This is a genomic window from Paenibacillus sp. YN15, from assembly GCF_003285005.1.
Taxonomy (GTDB): Bacteria; Bacillota; Bacilli; order Paenibacillales; family NBRC-103111; genus Paenibacillus_AR.
The window spans coordinates 1-25,960 of the sequence record NZ_QMFA01000002.1 but is presented as its reverse complement, the minus strand read 5'-3'; the positions used below and the strand labels follow the sequence as shown (position 1 = coordinate 25,960).

General features: G+C 55.1%; 24 protein-coding genes, 1 tRNA gene and 1 pseudogene. 8 read left to right on the top strand and 18 right to left on the bottom strand.

The genetic code is table 11. The features are described 5' to 3' along the window. Nucleotides 1–10 precede the first annotated feature (10 nt). The 6 genes from DQG13_RS02120 to DQG13_RS30635 all read right to left on the bottom strand — a co-directional run bounded on the left by DQG13_RS02120 (nt 11) and on the right by DQG13_RS30635 (nt 5,061). The gene (locus tag DQG13_RS02120; protein WP_113017786.1) at nt 11–1,243 is read right to left on the bottom strand and encodes an ArnT family glycosyltransferase; all 1,233 of its coding nucleotides are present in this window, start codon (nt 1,241–1,243) and stop codon (nt 11–13) included. Then, nucleotides 1,236–1,616, bottom strand: coding sequence for a DUF2304 domain-containing protein (locus DQG13_RS02115; protein WP_113017784.1), 381 nt, complete (start codon nt 1,614–1,616; stop codon nt 1,236–1,238). Before DQG13_RS02115 ends, DQG13_RS02120 begins: the two co-directional genes overlap by 8 nt. Further along, complete coding sequence (locus DQG13_RS02110; protein WP_113017782.1) at nt 1,613–2,320, bottom strand: glycosyltransferase family 2 protein; 708 nt, start codon at nt 2,318–2,320, stop codon at nt 1,613–1,615. The genes DQG13_RS02115 and DQG13_RS02110 overlap by 4 nt, the downstream gene beginning before the upstream one ends. A 183-nt stretch (nt 2,321–2,503) precedes the next feature. Then, nucleotides 2,504–2,839 (bottom strand): hypothetical protein, encoded by a 336-nt coding sequence (locus DQG13_RS02105; protein ID WP_113017780.1) that lies wholly within the window; start codon nt 2,837–2,839, stop codon nt 2,504–2,506. 73 nt (nt 2,840–2,912) lie between these two features. Then, nucleotides 2,913–4,799, bottom strand: a complete 1,887-nt coding sequence (locus DQG13_RS02100; RefSeq protein WP_113017778.1) for a DUF2264 domain-containing protein — start codon at nt 4,797–4,799, stop codon at nt 2,913–2,915. 97 nt (nt 4,800–4,896) lie between these two features. Beyond that, a complete protein-coding gene (locus tag DQG13_RS30635; RefSeq protein WP_181592515.1) occupies nt 4,897–5,061 on the bottom strand; it encodes a hypothetical protein in 165 nt (54 codons plus the stop codon). Nucleotides 5,062–5,254: 193 nt separating this feature from the next. On the opposite strand from DQG13_RS30635, the gene DQG13_RS02095 reads away from it, so the two are divergent. Continuing rightward, a tRNA-Val gene (locus DQG13_RS02095) sits at nt 5,255–5,332 on the top strand. Between the two features lie 95 nt (nt 5,333–5,427). On the opposite strand, the pseudogene DQG13_RS02090 reads toward DQG13_RS02095, so the two are convergent. Further along, nucleotides 5,428–6,054 (bottom strand): annotated as a pseudogene (locus DQG13_RS02090) (Rpn family recombination-promoting nuclease/putative transposase); the annotation flags it as partial. A 356-nt stretch (nt 6,055–6,410) separates the two neighbouring features. Next, nucleotides 6,411–7,256, bottom strand: a complete 846-nt coding sequence (locus DQG13_RS02085; RefSeq protein ID WP_113017774.1) for an alpha/beta hydrolase family protein — start codon at nt 7,254–7,256, stop codon at nt 6,411–6,413. Nucleotides 7,257–7,465: 209 nt separating this feature from the next. Here DQG13_RS02085 and DQG13_RS02080 point away from each other — a divergent pair, with 209 nt between their 5' ends. Continuing rightward, nucleotides 7,466–9,283 (top strand): ABC transporter ATP-binding protein, encoded by a 1,818-nt coding sequence (locus tag DQG13_RS02080; RefSeq protein WP_113017772.1) that lies wholly within the window; start codon nt 7,466–7,468, stop codon nt 9,281–9,283. After that, nucleotides 9,280–11,085: an ABC transporter ATP-binding protein gene (locus tag DQG13_RS02075; RefSeq protein WP_113017770.1), complete on the top strand. Its 1,806-nt coding sequence runs from the start codon at nt 9,280–9,282 to the stop codon at nt 11,083–11,085. Before DQG13_RS02080 ends, DQG13_RS02075 begins: the two co-directional genes overlap by 4 nt. A 9-nt stretch (nt 11,086–11,094) precedes the next feature. Here DQG13_RS02075 and DQG13_RS02070 read toward each other — a convergent pair whose 3' ends face one another. Continuing rightward, a complete protein-coding gene (locus DQG13_RS02070; RefSeq protein WP_113017768.1) occupies nt 11,095–11,508 on the bottom strand; it encodes an ArsR/SmtB family transcription factor in 414 nt (137 codons plus the stop codon). A 157-nt stretch (nt 11,509–11,665) separates the two neighbouring features. On the opposite strand from DQG13_RS02070, the gene DQG13_RS02065 reads away from it, so the two are divergent. Further along, nucleotides 11,666–12,817, top strand: a complete 1,152-nt coding sequence (locus tag DQG13_RS02065; protein WP_113017766.1) for a hypothetical protein — start codon at nt 11,666–11,668, stop codon at nt 12,815–12,817. A gap of 13 nt (nt 12,818–12,830) precedes the next feature. On the opposite strand, the gene DQG13_RS02060 is transcribed toward DQG13_RS02065, so the two are convergent. From DQG13_RS02060 to DQG13_RS02040, 5 genes are all read right to left on the bottom strand, one after another. Next, complete coding sequence (locus DQG13_RS02060; RefSeq protein WP_113017764.1) at nt 12,831–13,928, bottom strand: GerAB/ArcD/ProY family transporter; 1,098 nt, start codon at nt 13,926–13,928, stop codon at nt 12,831–12,833. Between the two features lie 11 nt (nt 13,929–13,939). Further along, on the bottom strand, nt 13,940–15,082 hold the full coding sequence (locus DQG13_RS02055) for a Ger(x)C family spore germination protein (protein ID WP_113017762.1): 1,143 nt from the start codon (nt 15,080–15,082) through the stop codon (nt 13,940–13,942). Next, nucleotides 15,060–16,724 (bottom strand): spore germination protein, encoded by a 1,665-nt coding sequence (locus DQG13_RS02050; protein ID WP_113017760.1) that lies wholly within the window; start codon nt 16,722–16,724, stop codon nt 15,060–15,062. Before DQG13_RS02050 ends, DQG13_RS02055 begins: the two co-directional genes overlap by 23 nt. A gap of 120 nt (nt 16,725–16,844) precedes the next feature. Further along, entirely contained in the window at nt 16,845–17,489 is a 645-nt protein-coding gene (gene rnhA / locus DQG13_RS02045) for a ribonuclease H (protein ID WP_113017758.1), read from the bottom strand. Nucleotides 17,490–17,597: 108 nt separating this feature from the next. Next, nucleotides 17,598–18,317: a YebC/PmpR family DNA-binding transcriptional regulator gene (locus DQG13_RS02040; protein WP_113017756.1), complete on the bottom strand. Its 720-nt coding sequence runs from the start codon at nt 18,315–18,317 to the stop codon at nt 17,598–17,600. A gap of 468 nt (nt 18,318–18,785) precedes the next feature. Here DQG13_RS02040 and DQG13_RS02035 point away from each other — a divergent pair, with 468 nt between their 5' ends. The 3 genes from DQG13_RS02035 (at nt 18,786) to DQG13_RS02025 (ending at nt 21,837) form a co-directional block, all read left to right on the top strand. Then, nucleotides 18,786–19,826, top strand: coding sequence for a CobW family GTP-binding protein (locus DQG13_RS02035; protein WP_113017754.1), 1,041 nt, complete (start codon nt 18,786–18,788; stop codon nt 19,824–19,826). Between the two features lie 102 nt (nt 19,827–19,928). After that, the gene (locus DQG13_RS02030; RefSeq protein WP_258525414.1) at nt 19,929–20,819 is read left to right on the top strand and encodes a permease; all 891 of its coding nucleotides are present in this window, start codon (nt 19,929–19,931) and stop codon (nt 20,817–20,819) included. A gap of 19 nt (nt 20,820–20,838) precedes the next feature. After that, complete coding sequence (locus DQG13_RS02025) at nt 20,839–21,837, top strand: TIGR03943 family putative permease subunit (protein WP_113017750.1); 999 nt, start codon at nt 20,839–20,841, stop codon at nt 21,835–21,837. A gap of 89 nt (nt 21,838–21,926) precedes the next feature. Here the strand turns inward: DQG13_RS02025 and DQG13_RS02020 are convergent, their stop codons facing one another. Together DQG13_RS02020 and DQG13_RS30485 are read right to left on the bottom strand one after the other, a co-directional pair. After that, nucleotides 21,927–22,124, bottom strand: a complete 198-nt coding sequence (locus tag DQG13_RS02020; RefSeq protein ID WP_113017748.1) for a hypothetical protein — start codon at nt 22,122–22,124, stop codon at nt 21,927–21,929. Nucleotides 22,125–22,142: 18 nt separating this feature from the next. Beyond that, complete coding sequence (locus DQG13_RS30485; protein WP_146767084.1) at nt 22,143–22,763, bottom strand: hypothetical protein; 621 nt, start codon at nt 22,761–22,763, stop codon at nt 22,143–22,145. 94 nt (nt 22,764–22,857) lie between these two features. Between DQG13_RS30485 and DQG13_RS02015 the strand changes: the two genes are divergently transcribed. After that, nucleotides 22,858–23,415 (top strand): stalk domain-containing protein, encoded by a 558-nt coding sequence (locus DQG13_RS02015; protein WP_113017746.1) that lies wholly within the window; start codon nt 22,858–22,860, stop codon nt 23,413–23,415. Here DQG13_RS02015 and DQG13_RS02010 read toward each other — a convergent pair. After that, nucleotides 23,412–25,388, bottom strand: a complete 1,977-nt coding sequence (locus tag DQG13_RS02010) for a phage tail protein (RefSeq protein WP_113017744.1) — start codon at nt 25,386–25,388, stop codon at nt 23,412–23,414. The two genes, DQG13_RS02015 and DQG13_RS02010, sit on opposite strands and share 4 nt — an antisense overlap. Nucleotides 25,389–25,403: 15 nt before the next feature. Further along, complete coding sequence (locus DQG13_RS02005; protein WP_113017742.1) at nt 25,404–25,826, bottom strand: phage tail family protein; 423 nt, start codon at nt 25,824–25,826, stop codon at nt 25,404–25,406. Between the last annotated feature and the right edge of the window lie 134 nt (nt 25,827–25,960).

Here is a 25,960-nt window from a genome sequence, read left to right as displayed (position 1 = left end):
GAGGCAAGTCTTAATCCTGTGCAATCCGTTTGAGGCTGGGAAGCAGCATTCTTCCTCTGCTGACCACAGCCTCCGCCAGCTCCGCGGCAACCCCCGCCACCCCCAGCATCAGGAAGGGCAGCATGCCGTACAAATACCGGTCCACCGGGATAAACAGCTGATGCACTCCCCAAAATACGGCCAGCCCTGCCAGCAGAATCCCATACGGCAATCTGCCCCGCAGCGCCATCATCGGCAGCACGGCCAATCCGGTATACACCAAGGCAAAATGAAGCTTGTTCAGCAGATAGAAGTACCACTCCGGCACGGAAAACGGATAGGCCCCCACCCACAGCGTTCGGAAAAACACCCGGAACTTGCCGACGGTAAACCAGCCGATCCAGAGCAGCGGGTCCTGGACAAGCCCCTCCCGGATTCTCCGCAAGCCCTCCTGAAACTGTCCCTCCTCGCCCACGGCGGTCCAATCAATGGTTCCCCGGAAATACGGATCGGTCCCGCCCAGGAACGGATTGCCCGCTTCTCCCTTGGCAATGGGGATAAATTCATGGAAGGTGATCCAGTTGCGTATCCACCAGGGCAGCATGATGACGCTGAAGGAGACGACCGCCCTTACGATCATGAGCCAGGGCAGCTTTTTCCCCCTAATCCATAAAAACAGATACGGCACCACACCTAAAGGCAGCGCATTGGGGCGGATAAGCACCGTCACGGCCAGCATCACTCCGGCCAGAATATGATCAGCCGGGCGGTTTTCCTGGATGATCCGGACCTGCAAGAACAGCAGCACGCAAAAAGATGAAAGGAAGATCACCTCCGTCAAAATCAGCGAAGAGGACCAGACATAGGACGGATAAACAGCGGCAAACATTGCGGCCAGCACACCCGCTCCAGGCGAAAACAGCCGGCAGCCGGTCCGGTACAAAAACCAGACGGCAATCAGCGGGATGAAGCATTGAAGCTCTCTCACCAGCATCAAGGCAGCCTCGGGACGGTCATATCCGAACACCCGGAAAATCAGCGCCAGAAAAGCAGGAAATCCCGGCGTTACCAGCGTATTGGGCGCCGTGTCCCGGTAGGCATACACCCCCGTCTCCAGCCATTGCAGAGCCATCCTGGTGTAGTTCAGTTGATCCCACTCCAAGGGCTCCAATTGCCCGTTCCGCAAAAAGTGAAGCCGCAAAAACAATGCCAACCCCAACACCGGAATCATCAGCATCTCCCAAATGCGGCGGGAACTAACCATGGGCAGCGCCTCCTTTGGCCGGAAGGATTGGAGCTGTTGCCGCTCCCTCCAGTTCTTCCTTCAGAATCGCCACCTCCTGGGCCAGGCGGACCATTCTCCGGTGCATCCGGGACATGACAATGGTCAGGTGCATAATAAAAGCCAGAGAAAACAACAGTCCCAGCAGAAACAGCAGGGAAGGGGCATAATGCACTTGCAGCAGCCGGGAGAGCCTCTCCAGCAAGCCTGGAGCAAAGCTGAACAGCGCTATTGCCAATCCCAGCAGAAGCCACAGTAGCGCATAGCGCTCCTCGATTTTCCGCCGTCTGATCAACTCCCCCGTCAACAGCAGAAAGCCAAACCCGGCGGCAGCGGAAATCTGGTATACACTCATCCGGTTTTCTCCGCTCCTCTCAGCCGGGTCATCACTACCGCCAACGATACCTTTGCCATATAATACAAGGATTTCGCCGGGGTAATGGAGGAGCTTCCCCCTTGGCGGCAATGCATCATAACCGGCACTTCGGATACGGTCAGTCCTTTTCGCAGCAGCAAGGCAATGGCCTCCACCTCCGGGTAATCATCGGGATAATATCCGGCAAATACCTGGATTCCCTCCCTCCCCACCGCCCGGAAGCCGGAAGTAGGATCGGTGAGACGGCTCTTCATAGTGGAACGGATCATCCAGGCAAAATACCGGATGCCGAACCGCCGGAACAATGTGGAGCGGTAACCCCGCTTCTCCAAAAACCGGCTGCCGATGCAGCAATCCGCTGCCCCTTCCCTGATGGGAGAGAGAATCCTCTCCAGCTCCGCCGGGTCATGCTGCCCGTCGGCGTCAATCTGCACCGCGAGATCATAGTTCTTTTTGCAGGCATACCGGTAGCCCGCCTGTACTGCTCCGCCGATGCCCAGATTAAAGGGAAGCTCCAGGACGGAGGCTGCGCCTGCCAGGCGCGCCGCTTCACTTGTATGGTCCGCGGAGCCGTCATTCACAACCAGAATGTCCACGGACGGCTGATGCTTTTTGATGCTTCGGATCACGTCCCCGATGGTTCCGGCTTCGTTGTATGCGGGAATAATGGCTAACAGCTTCAAAAGAGAAACACTCCTTTTCTTGGGGCTATTATCCACTATTCCCGCGGCAGAGAAGGACTAAACCTATATGAAGGGGAACCTGGCTCTGCTCCCGTACAAAATAATCCGTAAAAAAACACCCCTGCCTCCAAGCTTCCGGCGTATAAGCCTTCAACAATGGACACGGGGTGCTCAGCCAACCTTTTAAAACAAGGGCCTATTGCCGTACAACATTCTCCGCTCCTCCGCCAGCTTCCGCAGCTTGGCCTGGTAGGCGGCGGTTTCCGAGGGCTGCCGAGGCACGCCGATAAAATGGCATACCCGCTCTTCCTCAAAATGCTCCGAGTCTATATAGAGAGCTTCAGGCTGCTCCTCCGCCGGATTATACAAAACCCGGATGTCCCAGGGTCCCCGCAGATGGGCCTGCTCATACCACCGGTAGCGGAGCGCCAATCTGCATGTATAGCGTCCGTCCCGGAAAAGAATGCCCTCCCGCGTAATCCGTGCTGTTGCCGCTTCCAATTGCCCTTGATTTCCCATCCCGCTGCGCGCTCCTTCTTCTGCTGGCCTCCTGCCGGAAAAGCCTTATCCTTTACAACCATCCCTATCCATTTTAGCAGGAGCTTGGGTCCACAGTCAGCGGGAAATTGGTGGAAAAGCTCCAGAGGACGGCTCCTGTCTCCCGGTCCAGCACCTGCATCCCGTCCCCGCTCTCCCGGAATACCGGAGGCGTGCTCCAAGAGGCTTGTCCTTCCCCTTCGCAGGGAACGCCCAGTATAGCGGCTGCAAGCCAATGCTCGCCCTTCGGGAATGTACCGTGGAGAGTAGGCAGCACAGTGCGCGGATGCATCAGGTTGGTATTGGCCTCGCAGGGAATAATCTCCGCCCGGCGGACCTGCCGCAGGTCCACGATACCGCTGGCGCCCCAGCTGAAGGAAGCCAACGCGTCATGAGGTCCGGTGCGCAAATGCGTTCCGGCCTCCTCGGGCACCCGGTGCTCCCAGCGGATGGCGAAGCCCCCTTCCGCACCTGTCAGATCACGTCCGGCGGCTAATCGGTGCACCCGCACATGCCAGTGACCGGCGGGAATCAGCCAGGTTTCCACAGTCACATCGGCCCACGGCTTCCAGCGGGAATAAATCCATCCCGCTTCTACCGTTGCCTCCTCGCATCGCTGCCGGACCTTGTACCAGTCATCCCCCTCGCTTAGAGCCAGCATGGAGTCATACGCCCCCTGGGCCAGTCCCGTATGTCCTTTGGGCACGCTGAAGGCAAAGGCATTGGAATAAGCGAACTTGGCGTATTTGGCGGTTGTGTGGGCCGGCTCGAACCCGGCATATTGGCCCGATGTCAGCGCCGTCACATGATTGCCGGTATGGCTGACCAGCATCCGCGCATGCTTTTGCACGGACAGCGGCGCCAAGGCGGGAAGCGGTTTTTCCTCCGCCTGCCATAAGGGGTGCTCCTCTCCCAATGCCAGCGGCAGAAATGCCTTAAAGGCCCAGTATGGGGACCCGGGAGCGTTATAGCCCTCTGCCATAATCAGATTGGGGTAGGCATATCCAATGGACAAGCAACCGTCAGGGGTAAAAATCGGCTGGCGAAACCACCAGCGCAGGTTCCGCAGCAGGAGCCCCTTCACAACGCCCCAATCCAGCGTATCCACACCGGCATAGGCCAAGGCGCCCCAGAAGCCCGCTTGGGCGAAGCGGTAGGTCAGGCTGCGGCCATAGGCCAATGCCGATCCGTCCTCGGCAAACCAGTAGATGAAATCATGGGCAAACCGGGCCGCCCGTTCCTTGTACATCCTGCAGCGCTCCGGGTCTTCCCCGCCCATCATCCCGGCGTAGATCAGCCCGTAAAAATGCATGGCAAACGGAATATAATAATCCCGCTGGTCAGTCAAGCCGTCGGAATACCAGCCGTCGCCCAGATAGAAGGTATCCAAAAGCGCCAGCGCCCCGTCCACCGACTCCTGGCTGTATTCCCCTCCGGCCCGTTTCAGGCCCAGATTGGCCAGCACAATGAAGAACCGCCAATTGTTGGGGGGCAACTCAAACCGGTTGATTTGCAACAGCCAGCGGTTCAGATTGCCCCGTTCCGTCTGGGTCAGCGGTCCCCAAATCCGGTCCGGGCACAGGCACAGCGCCAGGCCGATGGCCGCCATCTCCACAAAACGCTGGTCCACGTGGCCCGTATCCCCCCAGTATTCCTCATGCTGCGGATCGGTGCCATGACGGATGCCCTCCATATATGTATCCCACAGGTCCGAATCTCCTCCGCCTGCGGCCAGGGGCACCAGCCCCCACAGCGGGCGGGCAAACGCCTCCATCTGGGCGGTGCGCTCCTCGTACACCGCTCCCGTATTTCCCAACTGGAGCAGGGCCCCGCCCTTGCTGAAATAAGGCTTGAGCGGCTCTGTCAGCTGCCGGACGGCTTCCTGCACGTCGGCTCTGGTTTGAAGCGGATTCCTGGTAATGGGCAGATCGTACTTAACCATAAGATGATGTTCTCCTCCGGAAGTTGCCGCGCGCCCCTTCTGGGCTGTCCGCGGGACTCACACAAAAGGCAGCCCTTCGGGGCTGCCCCTTACCTACTTATGCGCTTATGTTTTCCAGCCATTCGGCTTTGGTCTGCGGCTCCTTGCCTTCCTTCTCGCAATCCTTCACATACATCTGGTACAAGGTGTCCATGTAATCCTCCGGCAGCTCTACAGGAATATCGCAGGAAATGCCGTCTCCGCAACAGTTATGGGTTTTCATACATATACGCCTCCTTGGATATCTCTATTTTACCCCATTACCCGGCTTCGTGCACCTTCCGAAGGAATTGTGAACATATTGTCATATTTATATGGCCCCCAGACTACTCTGCTGTGAATTTGAAACCCTTTACAAAAACCGTTGACAGCAGCAGGCAGACTTGGTAAAATTCAAATTACCGCATTACCATATGTGACTTGCTAGCTCAGCTGGGAGAGCACCATCTTGACAGGGTGGGGGTCAGTGGTTCGAGCCCACTGCAGGTCATCCAGAAAAACCCTTGTGTATCAAGGGTTTTTTGCTGTTTATAGGGCTGTGTCTACCCTAAGATAAACGAAAAAAGGGCTGACTGGTCAAGAATCATTTTTAATGTACAGGCCGCAAAGAGCGGACTTCTTCTTCGGATAATCCCGTAGCTTTGGCAATAATGGCGATTTCAAACCCCATATCCAGCATGTTGAGGGCTGTTTCCATTTTCCCTTTTCGCTCACCTTCGCTTAATCCCTCTGCCTTGGCCCCTTCCAGCTTGGAAACTTCATCCCGCAGCGCCTTCATCCGGGCCTCATAAGCCTCGCGGGTAGCGGCATCCTGACTCAGGAATTCCAATGTGTTCATGGCCTTTTTCAGCATCGGCTCATTCATCGCCAGCACCTCCCAGCTTGATTTGTCTACTCCCTTTAAGAACAGCAGCCAGTTGATCAATCCGCCTTCCTCCACAGGATGCGGGTATTCATCCAGCTTCCCTAACTCCATCGTATGAATCTCCAGGTCATCATTCAGCGGAATGCCTGTATGATCCTCCTGCAGATGAAAGATATTATGGACTCGCTCATTGGGCAGGAAGGAGTAATTGAGAATGTTAATAGCAACACACTTCTTCAGCAGATTATAATTCTTGCCTTCCTTCAATTGATGATAATACATGGCACTCCAATAGAACAGCATCCGCTTTTCCATGTTGTAGGGATTGCCCATTTGCATTTCGATATTAACTGAAGCAGTTTTCCGCTACCCTGAAATAACACTGGTCCTTGCCGCAGGCCGGATGGTGTTATGGAAGCCTCGAAACCGGCAAAGCCGTTTGAGGGACATCTTCGACATTTCATCGGTTTAAAGGTGCGGCGGGAAACGCAGCATGGATGGCTATCTGCCGGATTGGTGAAATCCCTTCCGAATAAGGACAGGCTGTTTCCGCTATTGCAGCCGGTTGCCTCGAAGCACGGCACGAACAAGGAGATTAACGGAAAACAGCTTCCGCTATCTCCAATCCAGTCCCCTCTTCTTCCCCCGGGCTCCAGTTGGCCGCAGCCCCCCCCCCGTCGGCGTAGACCGCCATTCCGACGCTTCCCCTACTTGCTATGCCGATCCAGCCACTCCCGGGTAAGGCGGATGGCCTCAAGGAATGCCTCCGTGTCCCCCTCATAAGGATGCACCGTGTTGAACCGGTGGTCTCCATGAGGCACCATGAGCCATTCCAGCTCCGGCTGCGCCTCCTTCAGCCAGGCTGAACCGGCCAGCAGATGCTTGCCATCCCGTTCCCCCTGGATCAGCGCCGCGGGAACGCGAAGGCCGCCGATCCGGCCGACGAGATTGAACCGCTCTGCATTGGCCTCCAGATCCTCCAAAATCACCCGGTCCAGGGGCATCTGCTGCTTGGTCCGGGCATTCACCGTAAAGGCCCTGCCCGCCTCGCGCATCAGCCGCTTCTCTTCCTCGGAATACAGATCGAAGCTGGAAATTCCGTTCCAGCTGATCACCCCGTCCACCAGCTCCGGGTGGTCCAGCCCGAACAATAAGGCCCCGCCTCCGCCCTTGCTGTGGCCAAGCAAAAACAACCGGTCCGCCCTTGGCTGCTCCCCGCCACCCACGGACAGCGTACCGCCTGCAACTGCCTCAACCAATGCCAGCAAATCCTCCTGCTCCAGCGAGCAGGTATTGCGGGCGAATTTCTCCAGCTCCGTAAACTCCGTCAGCTCCTCCCCCACGCCGTTATGGCTGAAATTAAACACGACAGCATCGTAGCTTTCCGACAGCAGCTCGCCAATCCGCGGAAACATGCCGTAATTCTTGAAGCCTTTGTAGCCATGGGCAACCAAAACTGTTCCTTGAGAAGCCGCGCCCAACGGACGGTACCAATCCGCCCGGATGGTCCGCTCGGCGGAGGGAGTGAGTTGAAAGGATGCGAAATAGGACAAGAACGAAGCACCTCCATTTTATAGAAAACATGTTTATACCGGTTTTACCATATCCCCGCCCCTCCCGCAAATCTCCTGCCCATACTCTCTTCCCCTCTGACACAGTTGCGGACAATTCAGTTGGCAAACAAATTCCCCATTGATTGTTCCATGGAAAATGTTCACAATGGAGAAAACGCTATCTTTCCATTTTCCGGAATAAGGAGTTTATGATGAAAAAACAAGGCGGGGTTTTCCCCAATAACCTCTTCATTCTGAAGCTGGTTTTTCGCATCTGCCCGGGCAGAATCGCGGCGGAATTCCTGATCAAGGCCATAGGCTATGCCGCATGGGTGTTTTACAGTATTGTGCTGGTCAAATATGTGCTTCACGCCATGGAAACCGGCCAAGATTTCGGGCAGATCGCCTGCTTTATTTTGGCAAGCGCGCTGATTTTCGGCGCCTGCAATTGGTTTGAGCAGTGGGTTCAGACCAGCTACAAGCCAAAAACCGACGCCCTGCTCTTCGAGAAGCTGAACGTGCAGCTGTATGACAAAGCGGCCCAGGTGGAGCTGGCCTGCTACGAGGATGCGGATTTTTACAACCGCTACACCATGGCCGTCAAGGAAACGGAAACCCGGGTTTCATCCGTGCTGGAGACAACAGCCGACACCATCTGCGCCGTACTGGCCGGCATTGGGGTAATGGCCAACATGTATATGATCGACCATTGGGTGGTCCTGTTTGTCCTGTCCCCTTTTGCAGGCAAGTTTCTGTTCGGCAGATGGCATAACCGCCTGTTGTATGCCCGGGATCAGGAAAGTGTTTCCCACCGGCGGAAGCTGGATTACGTGAACCGTGTTGTGTACCTGCAGGATTATGCCAAGGAAATTCGCATGTCGGGGATTTTTCGCGTGCTGAAAAAAACCTATGAGGAAGGTTATTCGGGCATCGGCGCCGTTGTCCGGAGATTCGCTCCGCAGGTGGCAAGGGTTCATTTTTGGCAAAATATCTTTACCTTCCTGGTGATCTTCCAGGGTGTGCTGCTGTACAGCCTGTACCGGACCCTGGTATCCCGCACGCTGGAGGTCAGCGAGTTTGCCGTTCTCACCAGCGCCATGGTCAGCGCCAGCTGGATTCTTATCGGTTTGTCGGAAAGTCTGATCCAGGTGTTCCAGAACAGTCTGTATATCGAGAATTTGCGGGGCTTCCTGGCTTACGAAATCCGGATGAAGGACGATCCGCAAGGGGCTGCCCCCGAAAAGCCCGTCCATTCCCTGGAGCTTAAACATGTGAGCTTCACCTATCCGGGTGCAAGCAGTCCTGTGCTGCGGGATATTAGCCTCCGTATTGAAGGCACCGAAAAAATCGCCCTGGTGGGCCACAACGGCGCAGGCAAAACCACCCTGGTGAAGCTGCTGATGCGGCTGTACGACCCCAGTCAAGGCGAAGTGCTGCTTAACGGAAAAGACATTCAGGAATACCGCTTGGGCTCCTACCGCGCCCTGTTCGGGAGCGCCTTTCAGGATTTCAGGATTTTTGCCATGACGGTGGCCGAAAATGTGCTGATGCGCCGGCCGGTGACGGCGGCCGACTACCACAGAGTGCGGGATGCGCTTATAAAAAGCGGCGTCTACGAAAAAGTCGCTTCTTTGCCAAAGGGCATGGACACGGTGCTGACCCGGGAGTTTGACGAGGACGGCGCTGTCCTCTCCGGCGGCGAATACCAAAAAATCGCTGTAGCCAGAGCCTTTGCCAAAGAGTTTGATATTGCCGTGTTCGATGAACCCTCCAGCGCTCTTGATCCGGTGGCGGAATACTTAATCTATCAAAGCATGCTGGCGGCCTGCCGGGGAAAACCTGTATTTTTCATCTCCCACCGTTTGTCCATGGCGACTCTGGCCGACCGGATTTATATGCTGGAAAACGGCGCGGTCATCGAAACGGGCACCCACGACCAACTGATGGCGCTAAACGGGAAGTATGCGGACATGTTCCGCAAGCAGGCGGAGAAATATGCGGAGGAGCAGTCGGAGGTGGGAGCATGAAGCATAAACCGGGACATGTGGTGTCCAACCATTTGTATATGCTGCGGCTGGCATTCCGGCATACGCCGGGGTATGTAATCAATATTTGTCTGCTGGCCGTTTATTCCTCGGTGGAGGTATTCTTCGAGTTTGCTTATTGCACCAAGTACATGATCGACCTGATTCAGTATAACGGGGAATTCGCCGATGCTTTGCGGTATATGGCTTTTATTTCGGCGGCCATTGTGGCGAAGCTGATCTGGTCAGCGGTGAATGAAGCCTATTTCGTCCCCTTGGCCAAAGAAAAGCTGTACCGGGCCATGCAGCTGGAGCTGTTCCGGAAAGCGGCGGCTATGGATCTGGCCTGTTATGACCAGCCGCAGTTCTACAATGAATTTGTGGTCAGTGTGGGGGAAGCCAAAAAACGGATGGACGAATCTCTGGAGATTGTCCGGCAGCTGTGCGGGAGAGGCGCTACCATCGCCGCGGCGGGAACCTTCTTCCTGGTGCTGGACCGGGGCGGACTGCTGTTTATTGCGGCCAGCCTGCTGGTCACCCTGGCGGTGAATGCCGTTTTGGCCAGGCTGAGCTTCAGGATGGAGCTTGCGCTTAAGCCGCTCCAGCGGAAGCGGGCCTATATCAGCCGGATTTTCTATCTGGCGGACTATGCCAAGGAAATCAGGCTTAACCCTATAGCCGGAAAGCTGAAAGGAGATCTGCAACAGGCCACCCAGGCCATGCGGCATACGATCCAGGCGGATGCATCCAAACGGATTGCCCTGGGCTTCATCGGCAGCTTTGCCGCCCACAGCCTGCTTCTGGACGCCCTGTACCTGATCTATCTGTTGTACCGGACCCTGGTCCTGCAGGCTCTCAGCTATGGGAGCATGCTCTCCCTGTTCAACTCCGCCGGGTCGCTGAAAAACAGTCTGCGGGATATTGCCGCTCTCCTGCCCCGGGCGCAGCAAAACAGCCTGTACATTGATAAAATCCGGGCTTTTGCAGATGCCGCCCCGGCTGTCGGCAGTTCTGCGGATGCCCTGTCCGTTCCGTCCGCCCCGCAGGCGCTGGAGCTGCGCAAGGTGTCCTTTGCCTATGATGAGAGCGCCGGCCCCATTCTGCGGGACATTAGCCTGACCATCCGGCAAGGGGAAAAAATCGCCTTCGTCGGATACAACGGCGCAGGCAAAACCACCCTGACCAAGCTATTGATGCGGCTGTATGATGTTTCGGAGGGAGCTATTTTGCTGGATGGCGTCAATATTAAGGAGTATGAGCTTTCCGCGTACCGCAGCAGCTTCGGCAGCGTCTTCCAGGACTACCGGCTGTATGCCGCCAGCATCGCGGATAATGTGATGATGGACCAGGCGGACGATCAAGCCATGCCGGTGGTCCGGGATGCTCTGGGCCAAAGCGGACTGCTGGACCGGGTAAACCGGATGGACGAAGGCGTCGGCACCATGGTGACCCGGGAATTCAGCGCCGCCGGAACCGAGCTGTCCGGAGGCGAGGCGCAGAAGCTGGCCATTGCCCGGGTGTTCGCCCGCCCTTATCCCTTCATTATTCTGGATGAACCCTCCAGCGCCCTTGATCCCATCAGCGAGTACCAATTCAACCAGACGGTTTTGGAGGCATCCCGGAACAAAACGGTAATCTTCATCTCCCACCGTCTGTCCAGCACCCGGATGGCCGACCGGATCTACATGCTGGAAGACGGCCGCATCATCGAGCAGGGCAGCCATGACGAGCTCATGGCCCAAAACGGCCAATACGCCCGGATGTTCCGGATGCAGGCCTGCATGTATCAATCAACGCCCGCCTGAAGCCGCGGGCTACTTATGCGAGATATGATGCAGAGCCTGCAGGAACAGGCCCTCCACGTGCTGATCGTCGATGGAATAATACATCATTTTGCCTTCCTTGCGCCGCTTGACAATGCGCAGATTGCGCAGCACCCGCAGCTGGTGGGAGACGGCGGATTGCTGCATGCCCAGCACATCGCACAGATCGCAAACGCACAGCTCCCGGTTCAACAGGGAGTGGATAATCCGCAGCCGGGTATGATCGGCCAGTGCCTTGAACAGCTCCGCCAGATCATTCAGGCGGTCAAGCCCCACTGCCTCCCGCTTCACCTGCTCCACCACATCCGCATGGGCGCAGTCTATATCGCAGTGGTCGGTGACATCCGCATTTTCCCCCGGCCCGCCTTCTTCAAGCTCCAATTCATTGCCTTTTTTGGTCAGCATAATCCGCCCCCCTTGCTTAACAATTGGTCATGCCTCTATTGTATCGAACGGGAAAGCATTTGTCACTTTCAGGCCAACCAGGGATTTCCTTGATTGAAGAAAGGAATGGCGGAGCACACTTTCTAGAAAAAGCGTTCATACAGGGAGTGTGTCCAACGTGAAGGGCAAGCTGCTCACGGTTACTGCTTTATGGTTCATGCTTATGTCCGGGAATATGGTCAAAGCCGATCCCTCCCCCGCCGGAAGCGAAGATCAGATCGAGCTGTCCCTGCGCTCCTCCCCTGCCGCGGAATACAAAACCTCTGTTTTCATATCCTCGCCGAAATGGAAAAAATGGATACGAGCGCTGGAGCAGGACAATAAGCCGCTGCAGCCGGCCCCCTCCTATTCCGTTATGGAGCTGTCCGTGCCCGAAGCAAACGGCGCCCGCGCTACATACCGGGTAACCTCCCATGAAGCCGGACTCACGCTGTACCGGCCGGATACCCGAACGGCCTTTCAGGTGCCGGACCATATGAAGGCGGAGCTTAACGAACTCCGGCAGGAATTGGCCGACAAGCACTTTGGGCAAGCCTTGACCTGGGCCGAGGCGAACAAGCTGATGCCCAAAGGAACCGTCCTGTCCATCACCGACCTGGAAACAGGGCTCACCTTCCGGGGGCAGCGGAGAGCCGGTTCCGCCCATATGGATGTGCAGCCCCTGACCAAAGAGGACACCGCCATCATGAAAACCATCTACGGAGGCCGCTGGAGCTGGCAGCGGAAGGCTGTGCTGGTGGGAACCTCCGGTAAAGTGGCCGGAGCCTCCATGCATGGAATGCCCCATGGCGGGGACGGGATTCCCGACAATGATTTCAACGGCCATTTCTGCATCCACTTCGCAGGCTCCATTACCCATGGCTCCGCCCATTCGGACCCTGCCCATCAGGCCATGGCCCAAAAAGCGTCGGGGCGCCTGGAGGATTACCATAAAAGCCTCAGCCCGACGGATACGGTGCAGCTGTTTTTGGTAGCCGTCAACCAGAAGGACCGCCATCTGCTGGAGCTGCTTTTGCATACAAGCACAGATGCGGGACTGGCCGCGGAATGGCTGGACGACAGCATCCTGACGGCCCGGCCCATCGGGGAATCCCCGTCTTCTCCTTCTGTTCCAGACGATGGGCTAACAGCCCGCTTCAAGATGCGTGTGGCTATTTCCCGTAAAGGCGGTCGTCCTCAGGGCATATGGTTCTGGTGGAGTCTGACCCGGACTAACCCCGCAGGAGCGTGGTTTATTGCCGACATTCAGCCGGAAGCCGTGATCCGGTAAGCCGAAGCCGGCATCAGGCGGGGGAGGATTGGGCGCGGCGGCGTTTGGACAGCCATGCGATGACCCAGAGCACGCAGATCAGTCCGCATGCCGCTGCCCCATATGGGTAGTAGCGCCGCAAAAAATCCATCAGCTCCAGATAGTTGTCAAAAACCAGCAAGCCGGAAGCCCCCAATAGGATAGACAGGGCCAGATTGACCCAGCGGTAGCTTTTGAGATTCAACAGCTGCGCCGTCGCCACACAGGCTCCATAATGGAGCAAGGCCAAACGCAGCAGGGCAGATACCGTCATGATGGTCAGCCCGTACAGATCGAACCGTTCGATAAACCCCACACTGATCAGCCTGACGGTGCTTTCTACGGGAAAAGCCAAAAGCTTGGCCTGATCCTCACCGAAGATAGCCACCGGCCCTGCGGTAGTGGAGGGAAAAATGAAGAAGCAGGATATAAACAGCATAAAGTATGCTTTCCAATTGGTGCCGGAGTCCTTTTCCGCATGGACCTGCACCATCAGCATGACAATCAGCTCGCCAAATACCGCGAGAATCAGCATAATAACCGGCAAAAGCGGCGCGGGCCCATGCTGGAGAATCGGAAGCAGCTTTTCATAATGCTTTTCCCGGTGAAGGGCAAGGGAAACCAGCATTCCCGATACCATGTTGTACAGGATGATCCATTCGCTGACCCGGGCGATAACCTCCACCCCTTTGTGCACCATATAGGCCATGGCCAGGGTAAAGCTTACCGTAATGACCCAACGGGGGTGGTCCGGCAGGAAAATGGACGAGATAAAAATGGAAAAACCGTAAAGCGTCACCAGCGATAATACAAAAAAGTAGAGGATGAGCGGCACGGCCAAGGCTTTGCCGGCCCACGGACCCAGCCACTTGTCCAGCTTTTCCACCAGGGTTTTCCCCTCCATCAGCGCATGCAGCCGCCCCATAGCCAGAAAAATCACCGCCCCGGCAATAAAGCCGGCGATTACTCCCAGCCAGGCATCCCGGCCTGCAAAGCGCAAATAGAGGGGCACCAGAAAGAAATGGCCCATGATCACCAGAAGCGGAGTGGAAACGAAATAGGCCTGCCTGGAGGACAGCGGTGTTTTTTGCACGAGTTAGCCACCTACCTTGCGCTGACGGATTCCGTCAGTCCAAAATCATGCAGCGATGCCTTTACGGATATATCCACCGGAAGCTTGCTGAAAATGGACTCCCACTGCTCCTTATGCTCCTGCCAATATTTTGGATACTTTCTTTCCACCGCTGAGCCAAAGCCGAAAATATCCGCCTTATAAGCAGGTTGTACCGCTGCCAAGGCCTCCTTTACCTCACTGGCGATCTCCTTCTCCGCACCTTGCCGAATTTTCTCCAATCCGGCCTGGTCCATGCGGAGGTAGCCCATAATTTCCCCGACGGACAGCTTCACCTTTATGTTCAGGGACATGCTCAGCTCCCCGTCCCGGAGCACAGGCTTCATTTCCACCTTGCTGCATTTTTTGATTACCAGGGAGGCGGTGGCCTTCTTCAACGAAACATTCAGAATACCGCCCTCCACCTCATGGCGCACCCACAGAACCCCTCTGGTTTCCCGCTCCCCCAACTCGCCGATCCATTTCCCGTTTTTGATCACCGCCATACCTGATACCTGAGAAAATGATCCCTTATCCTGGCTCATCTTGCGGATCAGCGCCATGTAGCCTGTACTGCCCGGGGCGTACATCATCTCGTTCAGCTGGAACAGCTGCACCCTGGGCGCCAGGGACAGCCTGGACTGGTTGATCAGCTGCTGCTCCACAATAACGGTGTTCAGCGCCGGGAGCAGGGACTGAATGCGGACAATTTCCTCCGCCGGAATCTTCGAGAGAATCACATAAGGATTGGGCTGGATTTCATTGTTCCGGTTGAAATAATCCAATACCGGGATAATATCCTTCTTGGAAACGGAAGGGCCCAGCACAATCACTTTGATATACGGCCATAACGGCTGGTTGCCGATGATTTGAATAAATTTGCGGGAGGCGTCAAACAAGGTTTCCCCGTCCACGGAATAGACGGTAATGGCATCCGGTGTCTCCTTGTTGTGAGTGGCGATAATCCCCAGGGTCAGCCGCACCGTATGATCCTTATTGGCGTCAATTCCCACCATGGATACCAGCGAACGCTCGTTCAGCTCCGTTGGTATGCAGCCGGCAGCCAGCAGCAGTACAAGGACCGGCGGAAGCAAACGCCTGAGCCACCGTTTATTACTTTTTTTGCGGTTCGCCATCCGCCTCGCCTCCCCGCTTTTGCCGTATGGTATCCTCCGGCCTCAAAACAGCCGGCCGCTTCCACTGCAGGCGCAAGGGCATCCGGAGGATGGTATCTTTCCAGTCGGCCCATTTGATAGGAAACAGCGGCGCCGCATATGGAATGCCGAAGGAACGGAGGGACGCCAAATGGGTTACCACAATCATGCCCAAGAGGAGTATGCCGTAAATCCCCAATGACGCGCCTGCAATAGCGAAGATTAGTCTCAGAATGCTGATGGGCTCCACCAGGGAGTTTACCAAAAAGGTGGAAATGCCGGCGAAGGCCACCACCACAACCACCGGCAGCCCCACCAGCCCCGCCTCCACCGCCGCCTGGCCGAGAATAATGGCGCCGACGATACTGATGGCCTGCCCGATGGGCCTGGGCATCCGGATGCCCGCCTCACGGATCACCTCAAACACCAGAATCATCACAATAACCTCGATGTACAGCTGGAAGGGCACGCCCTCCCTTGCTTTGGCCAGGCTCACCAGCAGGGAATACGGAATCAGGATGGGATGGTAATACTGCACCGCCAGAAACAGCCCGGGGAGCATAATGGTGGTGAAAAAGCTCAGAATCCGCAGGAGCCGCATCAGACTGGCATAAAAGGGCCGGGCATAGTAATCCTCGGATACCTGGAAATGGCTGATCAATAAATCGGGAGCAGTCATCACAATGGGGGTGCCATCCACAAAAATGGCCACCCGCCCCTCCAGAATCCGGGCGGCTACAATGTCCGGCTTCTCGGTGTTGGCTATGGTCGGGAAGAGGGAAAACGGCGCGTCCTCAATGTATTGCTCGATATAGCCGGTCTCCAGAATCGCATCCACCTTAATTCCCGCCAGCCGCCTGCGCATCTCTTCCAGAATGTCTTCGTTCATAATGCCCTGGATGTAAGCCAGAACAATCCGGGTCTGAGTCATGGTCCCCAGGACGACGGTCTCCATGTGCAGCATGGGATGATGGATTCTTCGCCGCAGCAAGGACAGATTGGTGTGCAGATCCTCCACAAAAGAATCGCGCGGCCCGCGAATCACCGTTTCGGACAGCGGCTGCTCGATGGCTCTGGTTTTCCAGGCGGCCGCCGGGATCAGCAGGGCTTCTTCCTCCCCTTCAATAAACAGCGCCGCGTTTCCTTGAAGCATGGCTTCTGTAACAAGCTGCATGTGGCGGGTTGCCTGGATATCCACTACCGCCAACACGGAATCCTGCAAAAAAGCCGTTGTTCCGTCTCCCGGCTGCGGCAGCTCCGTATTCATCAGCGGTCCGATAACCAGCTCGTTCAGCACCGCCTTGTCCACAATGCCGCTGACCGCCACCACCATAACTCCCCGTTTGGCCTGCCTTCCCGCCTGAAAACGCCGGAACAGCACACTGTCATGGTTGCCGGCCATTCCCCGCAGGGCCTCTTCATTGGCCGCAAGGGTGGATTGCACTGTCTCCGGAGTGCCGGAAGGCAAATCCAGCCGTTCCGAAACATGGGCCAAATCCGTTCTCGGTTTGGCGGATGAATCGGCCGGCTGAGTGGAATTCGGCGAAGGGATGCTGTTCCGCGGCTTTTTTTGCTGCCCGCGGATTTTCGCATATCGGGCTTGTTTGCCGATCCATTGAAACACAGGCCATCCCTCCTGATCGGTTGGGGAAACTAACTCCCGCACCCCTGAAGCTTCCAACGCAGGAATGAAGTGCTACCTGTATTATGTTCAGCACGCCAATTGGATTATGCAGAAAAGATGCTATTTCCTGCCGAAATCCGCCCGGATTTCCCCCCACTCCTCGGTGTTCCACTTCACTACCTTGTTCTCGTACGTGTTGGTATTGACCCACTGGAGAGCTCTGTCGGCCATTTCCCAAATCTTCGCAGTAGCGGGGCTGCGCACCAGGGTAGAGGCAATTTTGCGGTTTTTCAGCCAGCTCAAGGCAGTCCGGGAATCCGTATAAATGGTCTTATTGCTGCCCAGCTTCTTGAGATAGGCCAGCCCGTGCACAATGGCAATAAACTCTCCCAGATTGTTGGTGCCGTTCTCGATAGGGCCCACATAGAACAGGATTTCCCCCGTTCGGGTGTCCACCCCTTTGTACTCCACCGGACCGGGATTGCCCCGGGTGCCCACATCCACGGAAATGCTGTCGTAATCGATTTCCGCCGCCGCTCCTGTTCCCTTGGAGGCGGCCTTGGCCCCTGATTGGACAGAGGCCTTGCCCCTGCCCCAGCTTTTGTTGGCACCGGCCTTCAGCGCCGCTTCCGCCTCCTGAAGGGATTCATAGGATTTATAGCGGGCATTGGCCACTCCGTCCACCTGGGCCTTGCATTCATTCCACGTGCTATAGATGCCGGGGGTTTTGCCTTCCCACACCACATAATATTTCTGCTTCGCCATCGTTTCGCCGCCACCTTTTGTTATACTTTACTGTAGCTTGAAAAAAGCACCCCGACGGGTGCTTTTTGTCATGAGCCGGATATTCGGCTCCTTATTCTTTGCGGCGCTTCATTCGCCCAAATCCACGTTGTGGTACACCTGCTGCACATCCTCCAGGTCCTCCAGCACATCAATCAGCTTCTCGAACTGGGCTTGGACATCCCCGTCGAGGGTAACATCATTCTGGGCCAGCATGGTCAGCTCGGCAACGGTAAACTCGGTTACGCCAACAGCGCGGAGGGCGTCCTGAACAGCGTTGAACTGCTCCGGCGCGGCGTAGATGATCACGGATTCCTCTTCCTGGGCAATGTCCCGGGCATCCACATCCGCTTCCATCAGAATCTCCAGCACTTCTTCCTCGGTTTTGTCGGCTACGCCGATTACCGCCGCGGAATCGAACATATAGCTGACGGAGCCGCTGACGCCCAGGCTGCCGCCATTCTTGGTGAAGGCCGAACGAACCTCGGCCGCCGTCCGGTTCACATTGTTGGTCAGGGCATCCACAATCACCATGGAGCCGTTGGGACCGAAGCCTTCGTACCGCAGTTCCTCGTAGGTTTCATCGGAGTTGCCGCGGGCCTTCTCCAGCGCACGGTCGATGATGGCCTTGGGCACATTGTAGGTTTTGGCCCGTTCCAGCACCACCTTCAAGGCGCGGTTGGATTCCGGATCAGGCTCGCCCTGCTTGGCCACCACGTAAATTTCACGGCCAAACTTGGCGTAAACCCGGCTGGTGTTTTTGTCCTTGGAGGCTTTCTTTTCCTTAATATTATTCCACTTACGACCCATAACGTTTAATCGCTCTCTTTCGTGGCTAATCTGTTAAACCCGCAGGCGGGCTTAAAAACTAGGGCGTGTCTGATAACTCCGAGGGGAGCATATTTTGCCGAATTTTCGTTCCAGGCAAGGCACTTTCGTGAAGGCGTACCCGGGGGTACGTCAAGCGGAAGTAACGAAGTATGGGGCGAAAAGGCGGTGAAAGATGCCCTCAAGCGGGTTTTCAGACACGCCCTAACAATCCCATCTATTATATCCCGGAAAGCGGAGCGGAGTAAACCTTATGAATCCGTTTTTTGGAAGACACGCGAGATTGGCGGCATAAAATCCACTGCCAGGCCAATATCAATAAGTAAGCGGAGTTCACCAGACGGCAACCCGGACTTTTAGTTTTCCCTAGCCAGGACTATCCCAAACCGGAAATCAGTAGTAAGATAAAAATTGTAGTCATTTTTTGCATCGGCAAAAAGGAGTGAGACCATGAGCATTCCCGTTCTGATCCTAAGCGGTTTTCTGGGCAGCGGCAAAACCACTCTCCTGCTGGAGCTTCTGGCTGAAGCGCATTCCCGGGACTTGCGGCCCGGCATTCTGATGAATGAGCTGGGCAAGATGGATGTGGATGGCGAAATCGTCGGCGAAGCCTCCCGGGTATCCGTAGCCAAATTGCTGGACGGGTGCGTCTGCTGCAGCAAAAAAAGCGAGCTGTCCGCCAGCATTCAGGAGCTGCTGCGCCAAAAGCCGGATGTGCTGCTGGTGGAGCTTACGGGAGTGGCCAATCCCGAGGAAGTGGTAGATGCCCTTACGGAGCCGGCGCTTCTCGGGCGTGTGCGCCTCAAGCAAATCGTCACCGTGCTGGATGCGGAATATACGCTGGAGTACAACAGCATTTTTTCCTCGGACAAGGATCTGGTCCGGACGCTGCGGCGGCAGATGGAGGTGGCCGACCTGATTCTGGTCAACAAGACCGATCTGGTGGATGCCCATACCCTCCAGAAGATTGAGAAAACCGTCCGCAAGCATAATCCCCTGGCTCCCTTGCTGTATACCCAGCGGAGCAGGCTGGACCCGGACATTCTGCTTCGCGGGATTGAGCGGGCTCCCGAAGGGACAGCGCCGGCGCGCCAGCCCTTCCGGGTTGTAAAAGGGGTAGCGGCCGGTTCCCGCATAAAGGAATCTGCCCCGGAGGAAGCAGCCCACCGGCATCAGGCCTCCTTCTCCCGGGTCCGGACCTTCACCCTCCGTCCGCCTGCGGACCTTTGCCTCCCCCAGGCCTTGCTGGAGCAATTCCTCGGCCAATGGGGCAGCCGGCTGCTCAGGGCCAAGGGTTATCTGGCGCAGCCCGGCAATTCCTCCCGCAGGCTTATGCAGTATGCCGGCAAACGTATCACCTGGTCCTCCAGCACCTATCAGGGAGAGCCTTATCTGGTGCTCATCGGCATGGATCTGGAGGAGAGCGAGCTGCTGATGGAGTGGGAGGAGCTGCTGCCCGGAACCCAGCTTCCTTCAGGCAGGAAAAGATAAGGCGAGGGGGCTTTATCCTTGCCCGGCAGGAGTTTGACAAAACCGCTCCGGGCATTTTATACTTCACCTATTAGTAAAATTTACTGGAAGATGGTCTTATTGATGAATTTTTTGCAATCTGTGGACATCCAGTCCTTTAAGACGGTTTTTCTCTCCATTGTGCTGGAGGCTTCGCCCTTTCTTATTGCCGGAGTGCTGGTTTCGTCTCTGCTCCAGGCCTGGCTTTCGGAGAAGCTGCTCCGGCGGATTATCCCCCGCAATCCCCTGGTGGGGCTGCTGGCGGTTTCCCTGCTTGGCGTGCTGTTTCCGGTATGCGAATGCGGCATTGTTCCGGTAGTCCGCCGGCTCATCAAAAAAGGAATGCCCGCTTATCTGGGCATTGCCTTCATGCTGGCGACGCCGGTGGTAAATCCGGTGGTTTACGCCGCCACCTTTGCCGCTTTCCGGACCAGGCCGGAAATGGCTTTTATGCGGATGGGCCTGGCCTATGCGGTAGCCGTTCTGGCAGGACTGTTCATCTATCTCCTGGCGGACGGGAATCCGCTGAAGCGGCGCCGGGAGGATTTGGCGGGGGATGCTTCGGCGGAAAGCAAAATGACCTGGTCAGGCCGGGGCGAGCATTTGCTGAACGAGTTTTTTGACATGTCCAAGTATCTGCTGTTCGGCGCCTTCCTGGCCGCCTCTCTCCAGGTTCTGGTTCCCCGGGGTGTGCTGGTGGATATTGGCTCGGACTCCCTTCTGGCCTATCCGTTTATGATGGGACTGGCCTTTGTGATGTCCTTATGCTCCACCTCGGACGCTTTTGTGGCTGCTTCCTTCAGCAATGTGTTCGCCAAAGGGCCGCTGCTGGCGTTTATGGTCCTGGGCCCCATGCTGGATTTCAAATCCACTCTGATGCTGCTGTCCTCCTTCCGGACCCGGTTTGTCCTGCTGCTGGTTGTGCTGCTTCTGGTATTGGTCTGGTTGGGTTCGGCTGTCACCGGATCACTATAACGGATAGGAGGGACGAGCTATGAGCACCCGCAAACTGGGAATTCATTATTTTCTGCGGACAGGCATACTGGCGTTTTTCGCCTACTATATTCTCCGGCTTGTCAAGCATAACCAATTAATCATCTACATCGGGCCGCGGATGCAATTCTACGTGAAGCTGGCGGCAATCGGCTTCTACCTGCTGGCTGTGCTGCAGCTGCTTCTCGCTTTCCGCGCCTGGTGGGGGGCACGGAGACAGGACCCCTCCTGCGAATGCGGCAGCTGCTCCCCCGCTTCCATGTCGGCGGCCGGGCACAGCTTCTTTTATGCGCTGTTCGCCGTGCCACTGCTTCTGGTTCTGCTCTTGCCGGACCAAGCCTTGGGCAGCAGCCTGGTGGACAAAAAAGGGATCACCCTCACCGGCGCAATTGCCGGCAATACGGCGGGAACCTCCGGCGGCGCGGGAGCGGCTGCGGCGAATAAGGCGGCTTCCGATGCTGCTCCCTCCGCTTCTCCCGGGCAGACGCCCGGCGCCGGCAGTGCAGCTGCGCCTGCCCCTGCCGCGGTTGCGGCGGGCGATCCACTGGACGCGCTTTTTCCCTATGACGAGTATTCCGAGGATCTGGCCATTCTGGCCAAGAAGCTGTACAAGAAGGACAGCATCTCCATCAAGGACAAGGGCTTTATGGAGACAGTCACCTCTATTGATTTTTATATGAATAATTTTGTGGGCAAAAAGGTGGAAATCAGCGGCTTCGTCTACCGGGAGGAGGGCATGACGGAGGACCAGTTCGTGGTATCCCGCTTCGCGGTGCAATGCTGCTCCGCCGATGCGGCTCCCTTCGGGTTTATGGTGGAGGGCTCCTTGGGCAAAAACCTGAAAAAGGACACCTGGGTCAATGTCTCCGGCACCCTGGGCACCACCATGTACGGCGGCAATGAAATCCTCAAAATCGACGCCACCCGCATCCAACGGATCGAAGCCCCGGCCACGCCCTACGTGTTTCCGGATATGGATTATTTCAAGACAGATCCTTGATTGAAGCAAGGAAAGCTCGCAAAAAAGCGCCCGCCAGCGGACCAAATCCGCAGACGGGCGCTTTTTGACGGTCGGGCACCAAATACGCCCTAATTCATTTCGGCTATCGCTTGATACGAGACTTCAATTTCCTGCTGGAGCTTTGTCGCTTCTGCGGCTTGCTGCGTCCTCCCATTGGCCTCACAAGCCACTCGGGTCATTTCTTGTTCGTACCATTGGGCCGACAAATTCCGGAGCCGTTGTTCCTTCAGTTGAGTTTTCAGGGTTGCATCAATTTCAATAGACATAAGTACTACCTCCATGGTTTAGTATATTGAATTCAAGCTGCTGACCAGTCCGTTGAGTTGGGAAGCATAGATGGTTTGGCCGGAATAAACGGTGCCGGGTGGTGCCATAGGTGGATTCATGGCGCTTATTGCCGATACTGCTTGGTTAAAATAAAATGCCTCATAAATTACTCCGCTGTATGCTGTCGTAAAGTAATAAATGCCCAATCCCTTGTAACTTCTGAAGGCGTTTATGCTTGACGCTAAGGCGTTCCATTCACCGGCTGAAACATAAAAATCGCCTCCTTTTTCTTTTGCACTCCACCAGCTAAAGTTTGACGGCCTTGCTCGCTGCATGGTAAATGTGCTTGATCCGGCGTTGTACCAAAGCCCATTTGCCGCTTGCGCAAATGCGTAAGCGGTATAAGTCTGGCCCGGACTAAATCCGCTTGCAGTCTCCCACGGCGTTGAATAACTGTTTCCCGACGTGGGAGGCCATACACTACTCCACTGCACAGGAGCAGATGCTTGTCCATCAGCAACAGGCGTTGGTCCAATTCCGGCTTTCAGATAATTAGATGACCGCCATGTGTTGCCTAATCCTGTTATATACCACTGAAACCCCGTTTGACCGATGGAGGTAACGACTAAGGATGCCATCTCATCGCTCCCTTTCTGAAGAAAATCTCACACCCTCTATTCCAAACAGGACGCGTAATGTTATATACTGGATAAAAACGGAGCTGATCATTTTATGAAAAAGTTTATCGCCGGGCTTTTGTGTGGAGCAGCATTAATGCTGTCTACCTCTGCATTGGCTGATGGTGTTTTACAACAAATAACCGCCTATCTTACACCAGATATATCAGTAGAGATAGACGGCCAGAAGATTGAATTGCAGAATGTTCCGGTGAATTATGCTGACAACATCTATCTGCCGGTGCGCGAGTTGGCCGGTGCAATCGGTTTGGTTGTTGGTTGGGACAACGAAACACGAACAGCAAAATTGCATACCCCAATAATCGCCGACGTAATACATGAAGTCAAAATTGAGGAAGATTTCGACTACTATAAAGGCTCCTCCGGACTTCCTTCCTTGATTATCGGAGAAAATAGGTATCTCCCATCAAGAGATGGAGCAGAAAAATATGGATTTTGGCCAGGTATTACTTATGATTCCGACTCAAAGACAGTTTTACTAAAAGAAGGATGGCCGCTTATTCATATTGATTCAATAGAAGCCAATAACCCTGAGGCCTTCATATATTTAGGAACAACATACATTCGAGAGGATCTTTTTCTATCGAACTAAGCAAATTTTGGTGTTAGTCCTGTAACGTTAGCACTAGCAAAACTCCATGAACCCATGGCATATACCACTCCAACATTGGCGTTACCCAACCTTAAGCCATTTGCAGGGCTCCAAATCGCTGCGCTGTCCATGGCATCATAGATTTTAAGAACGTTAGTGCTTCCATTATATAGATTTATATCAGCAAAATTTGACGACATTTCAACGCGTGTACCAGATGGAGCAGTTTTTATTGTTCCATAAAAATTTCCATTCTGAGCAAACACATTTCCTGCCATATTTACCCTAAACGGAGCAGATGAAAAAGAGGCATTTCCTAAGTAAATGCCGTTTTCGTCTGCTTTAAATATGTTATTGCCTGATCCGATAGCAATATTACCACCTTGAATGGATGGGCTTGCTATCAAGGTTTGACTGATGTAGGTGGACTGAAGGTAGGAAGGGTTATACACATTCCCCGGGATATTGGTGACATTCCCCCAGGCAATGTACGCATTTGGCCCCATCTGGACATTGGAGCCGACAGTCAGCGTTTCAATTTGCGCCGCAGTAATTCTCCCGGTAGCCACATCAATCTGGCTTGCCTTGATGGAGTCAATGAGAGCTGATCCGATTTTAGCGGTACCGGCAATGATTTGGTTTGTCGTGACTTGACCCGTATAAATCCCTGTGCCGGTAAGCAATGTTGTCTTGGCGTTCCAGACGGATGCTCCTGCTACTTGTGCGTTGGGTAGACCTCCGCTAATCTCAATCGCTCCGCCATCCACCCATAATCCGTATTTACCTGCGCCGTACTGTCCGAGTCTGACACGTTCGCTACCGGACGAATCCGTTACTTTCATGCCTAGTCCGTCCACCAGGGTCAAACTATCGTCATATTTAACCCCTTTGAGTATGGCATTGTTTGAAGTATAGGATATCGCCTTTTTTGACGCTACGGTCGCTTGGAAGATGTAATCTGCGGCCTTCATTTCACGGAAGTTGGCGAGAACCACGCGGCCGCGTTTCGGTTCAAACGGATAATACTCGTATTCAATCGCACGCGCATCAAACGTATACCCGAGTATATCGTCAATAACCGTTACCGTGTCGCCAGCCTCAACAATTTTCAGCGTCTCGTATATGCGGTCGATTTTTTCGAGTTGAACGAAATCAATATCGTAGGATAGCGCTGGCAGCTCGTACTTCACGAGGTGCCTTTGCATCTCCGCAAGCAGCGCCGCTTGGGATTCAATCTCCGAAAACTCCGCCTTCGCCTCGTAAACGTTGTTCGCATCCAGGTACGGAGAATCGATATACTTCGTTGTGCGTCCGCCATAACCTTCGATGGTTAGTCCATTTTTACCGTAACCATAAAGCCGCGTGATCCGCTCCATGTCGTGTGTGTTACGCTGGATTCCGATCAGGTTTTGATTGTATCGCAGAGTTGTTCCGCGGTTAGCGCCTTTGCGCGACGTCAGCGTAATCTCGCAGTTATCAAACGCTATTTCTGCGTTGTACAGTTGGCGTAGCTTCTGGAGCAGGTTATAGCGAGTATCTTCGCCCCACTCGAATATATCCTGCGCCGCGAAGCTTCCTTGAACTGCGAATGAGTACGGAGTGTCAGCGCCAAGCAGTGCAAGCATTTCCGGTAACGTTTTCGCGGCGGCAAAATCGATATACCCGTCATAGTAATATTGTCCAAGGCCGAATGCAATGTGGTGCGCCTCTACCGCCTTGTATATACGCCGTCCTTTGCGGATTTCCGTCACCTTACGCACCTTGAAGCGCTGTCCACGGGCAACTCCGTCGGGAAAACGCAGCTCTACGCCAACAGCAAGCATAGGATATCGCGGGTCGTCTTGTACGAGTAAATAATCGAAGCTGGCATAATACTCTCCGTTAACAACTTCGCGAACTCTTATATCGCACGCATATTCGAGGACGAATCGGCCAGATTCCGTCCATAGTTCGAGGTTTTCCGTTACTTCCACTGACGATGCGCCTCCTTATAAATACCGGTCACGATAGGTAATGCGGATTAGTATGTTGCGTCCGGACACCACATCCTTATACGCCACAATATTTTCTCCGGGATGCAGATACGGGATATTTCCAGTATGCCCAATAGGTATCCCGCTTTTTATTGCTAAATTGCGGTCAGCGTCAAGAACAACACGTTCGCCCGGAGCGATAGGCGCATCAATAGCGAAAATGTCTGCGTGAGTATGACGCACAAAAACGCGCAACTCCGCGTTCCCGGAGAGATGCGCTGTGTATTCGATCCAGCGCGCGTAATCCATCGTCAACCTCGCGATTGCGGCCAATGTTATAGGCGTGCCTGTGATATCGCGCATATATGCCGCAGTTAGCCCAGAGTTCCCATTTATTGCAGTCGTCACCATAGCATCTACGGAAGTTAATACTGTCATCCTGCCGTCTCCCCGAAGCACCGATGCTATGGAAATTATGGAGATGATGGTAAATGGACAGTTAAATGGTAAGCGTCAAATACGGACCACCTAGCAAAGCTGTCAAATCTATGAGATGCTGGCATTAGGACGAA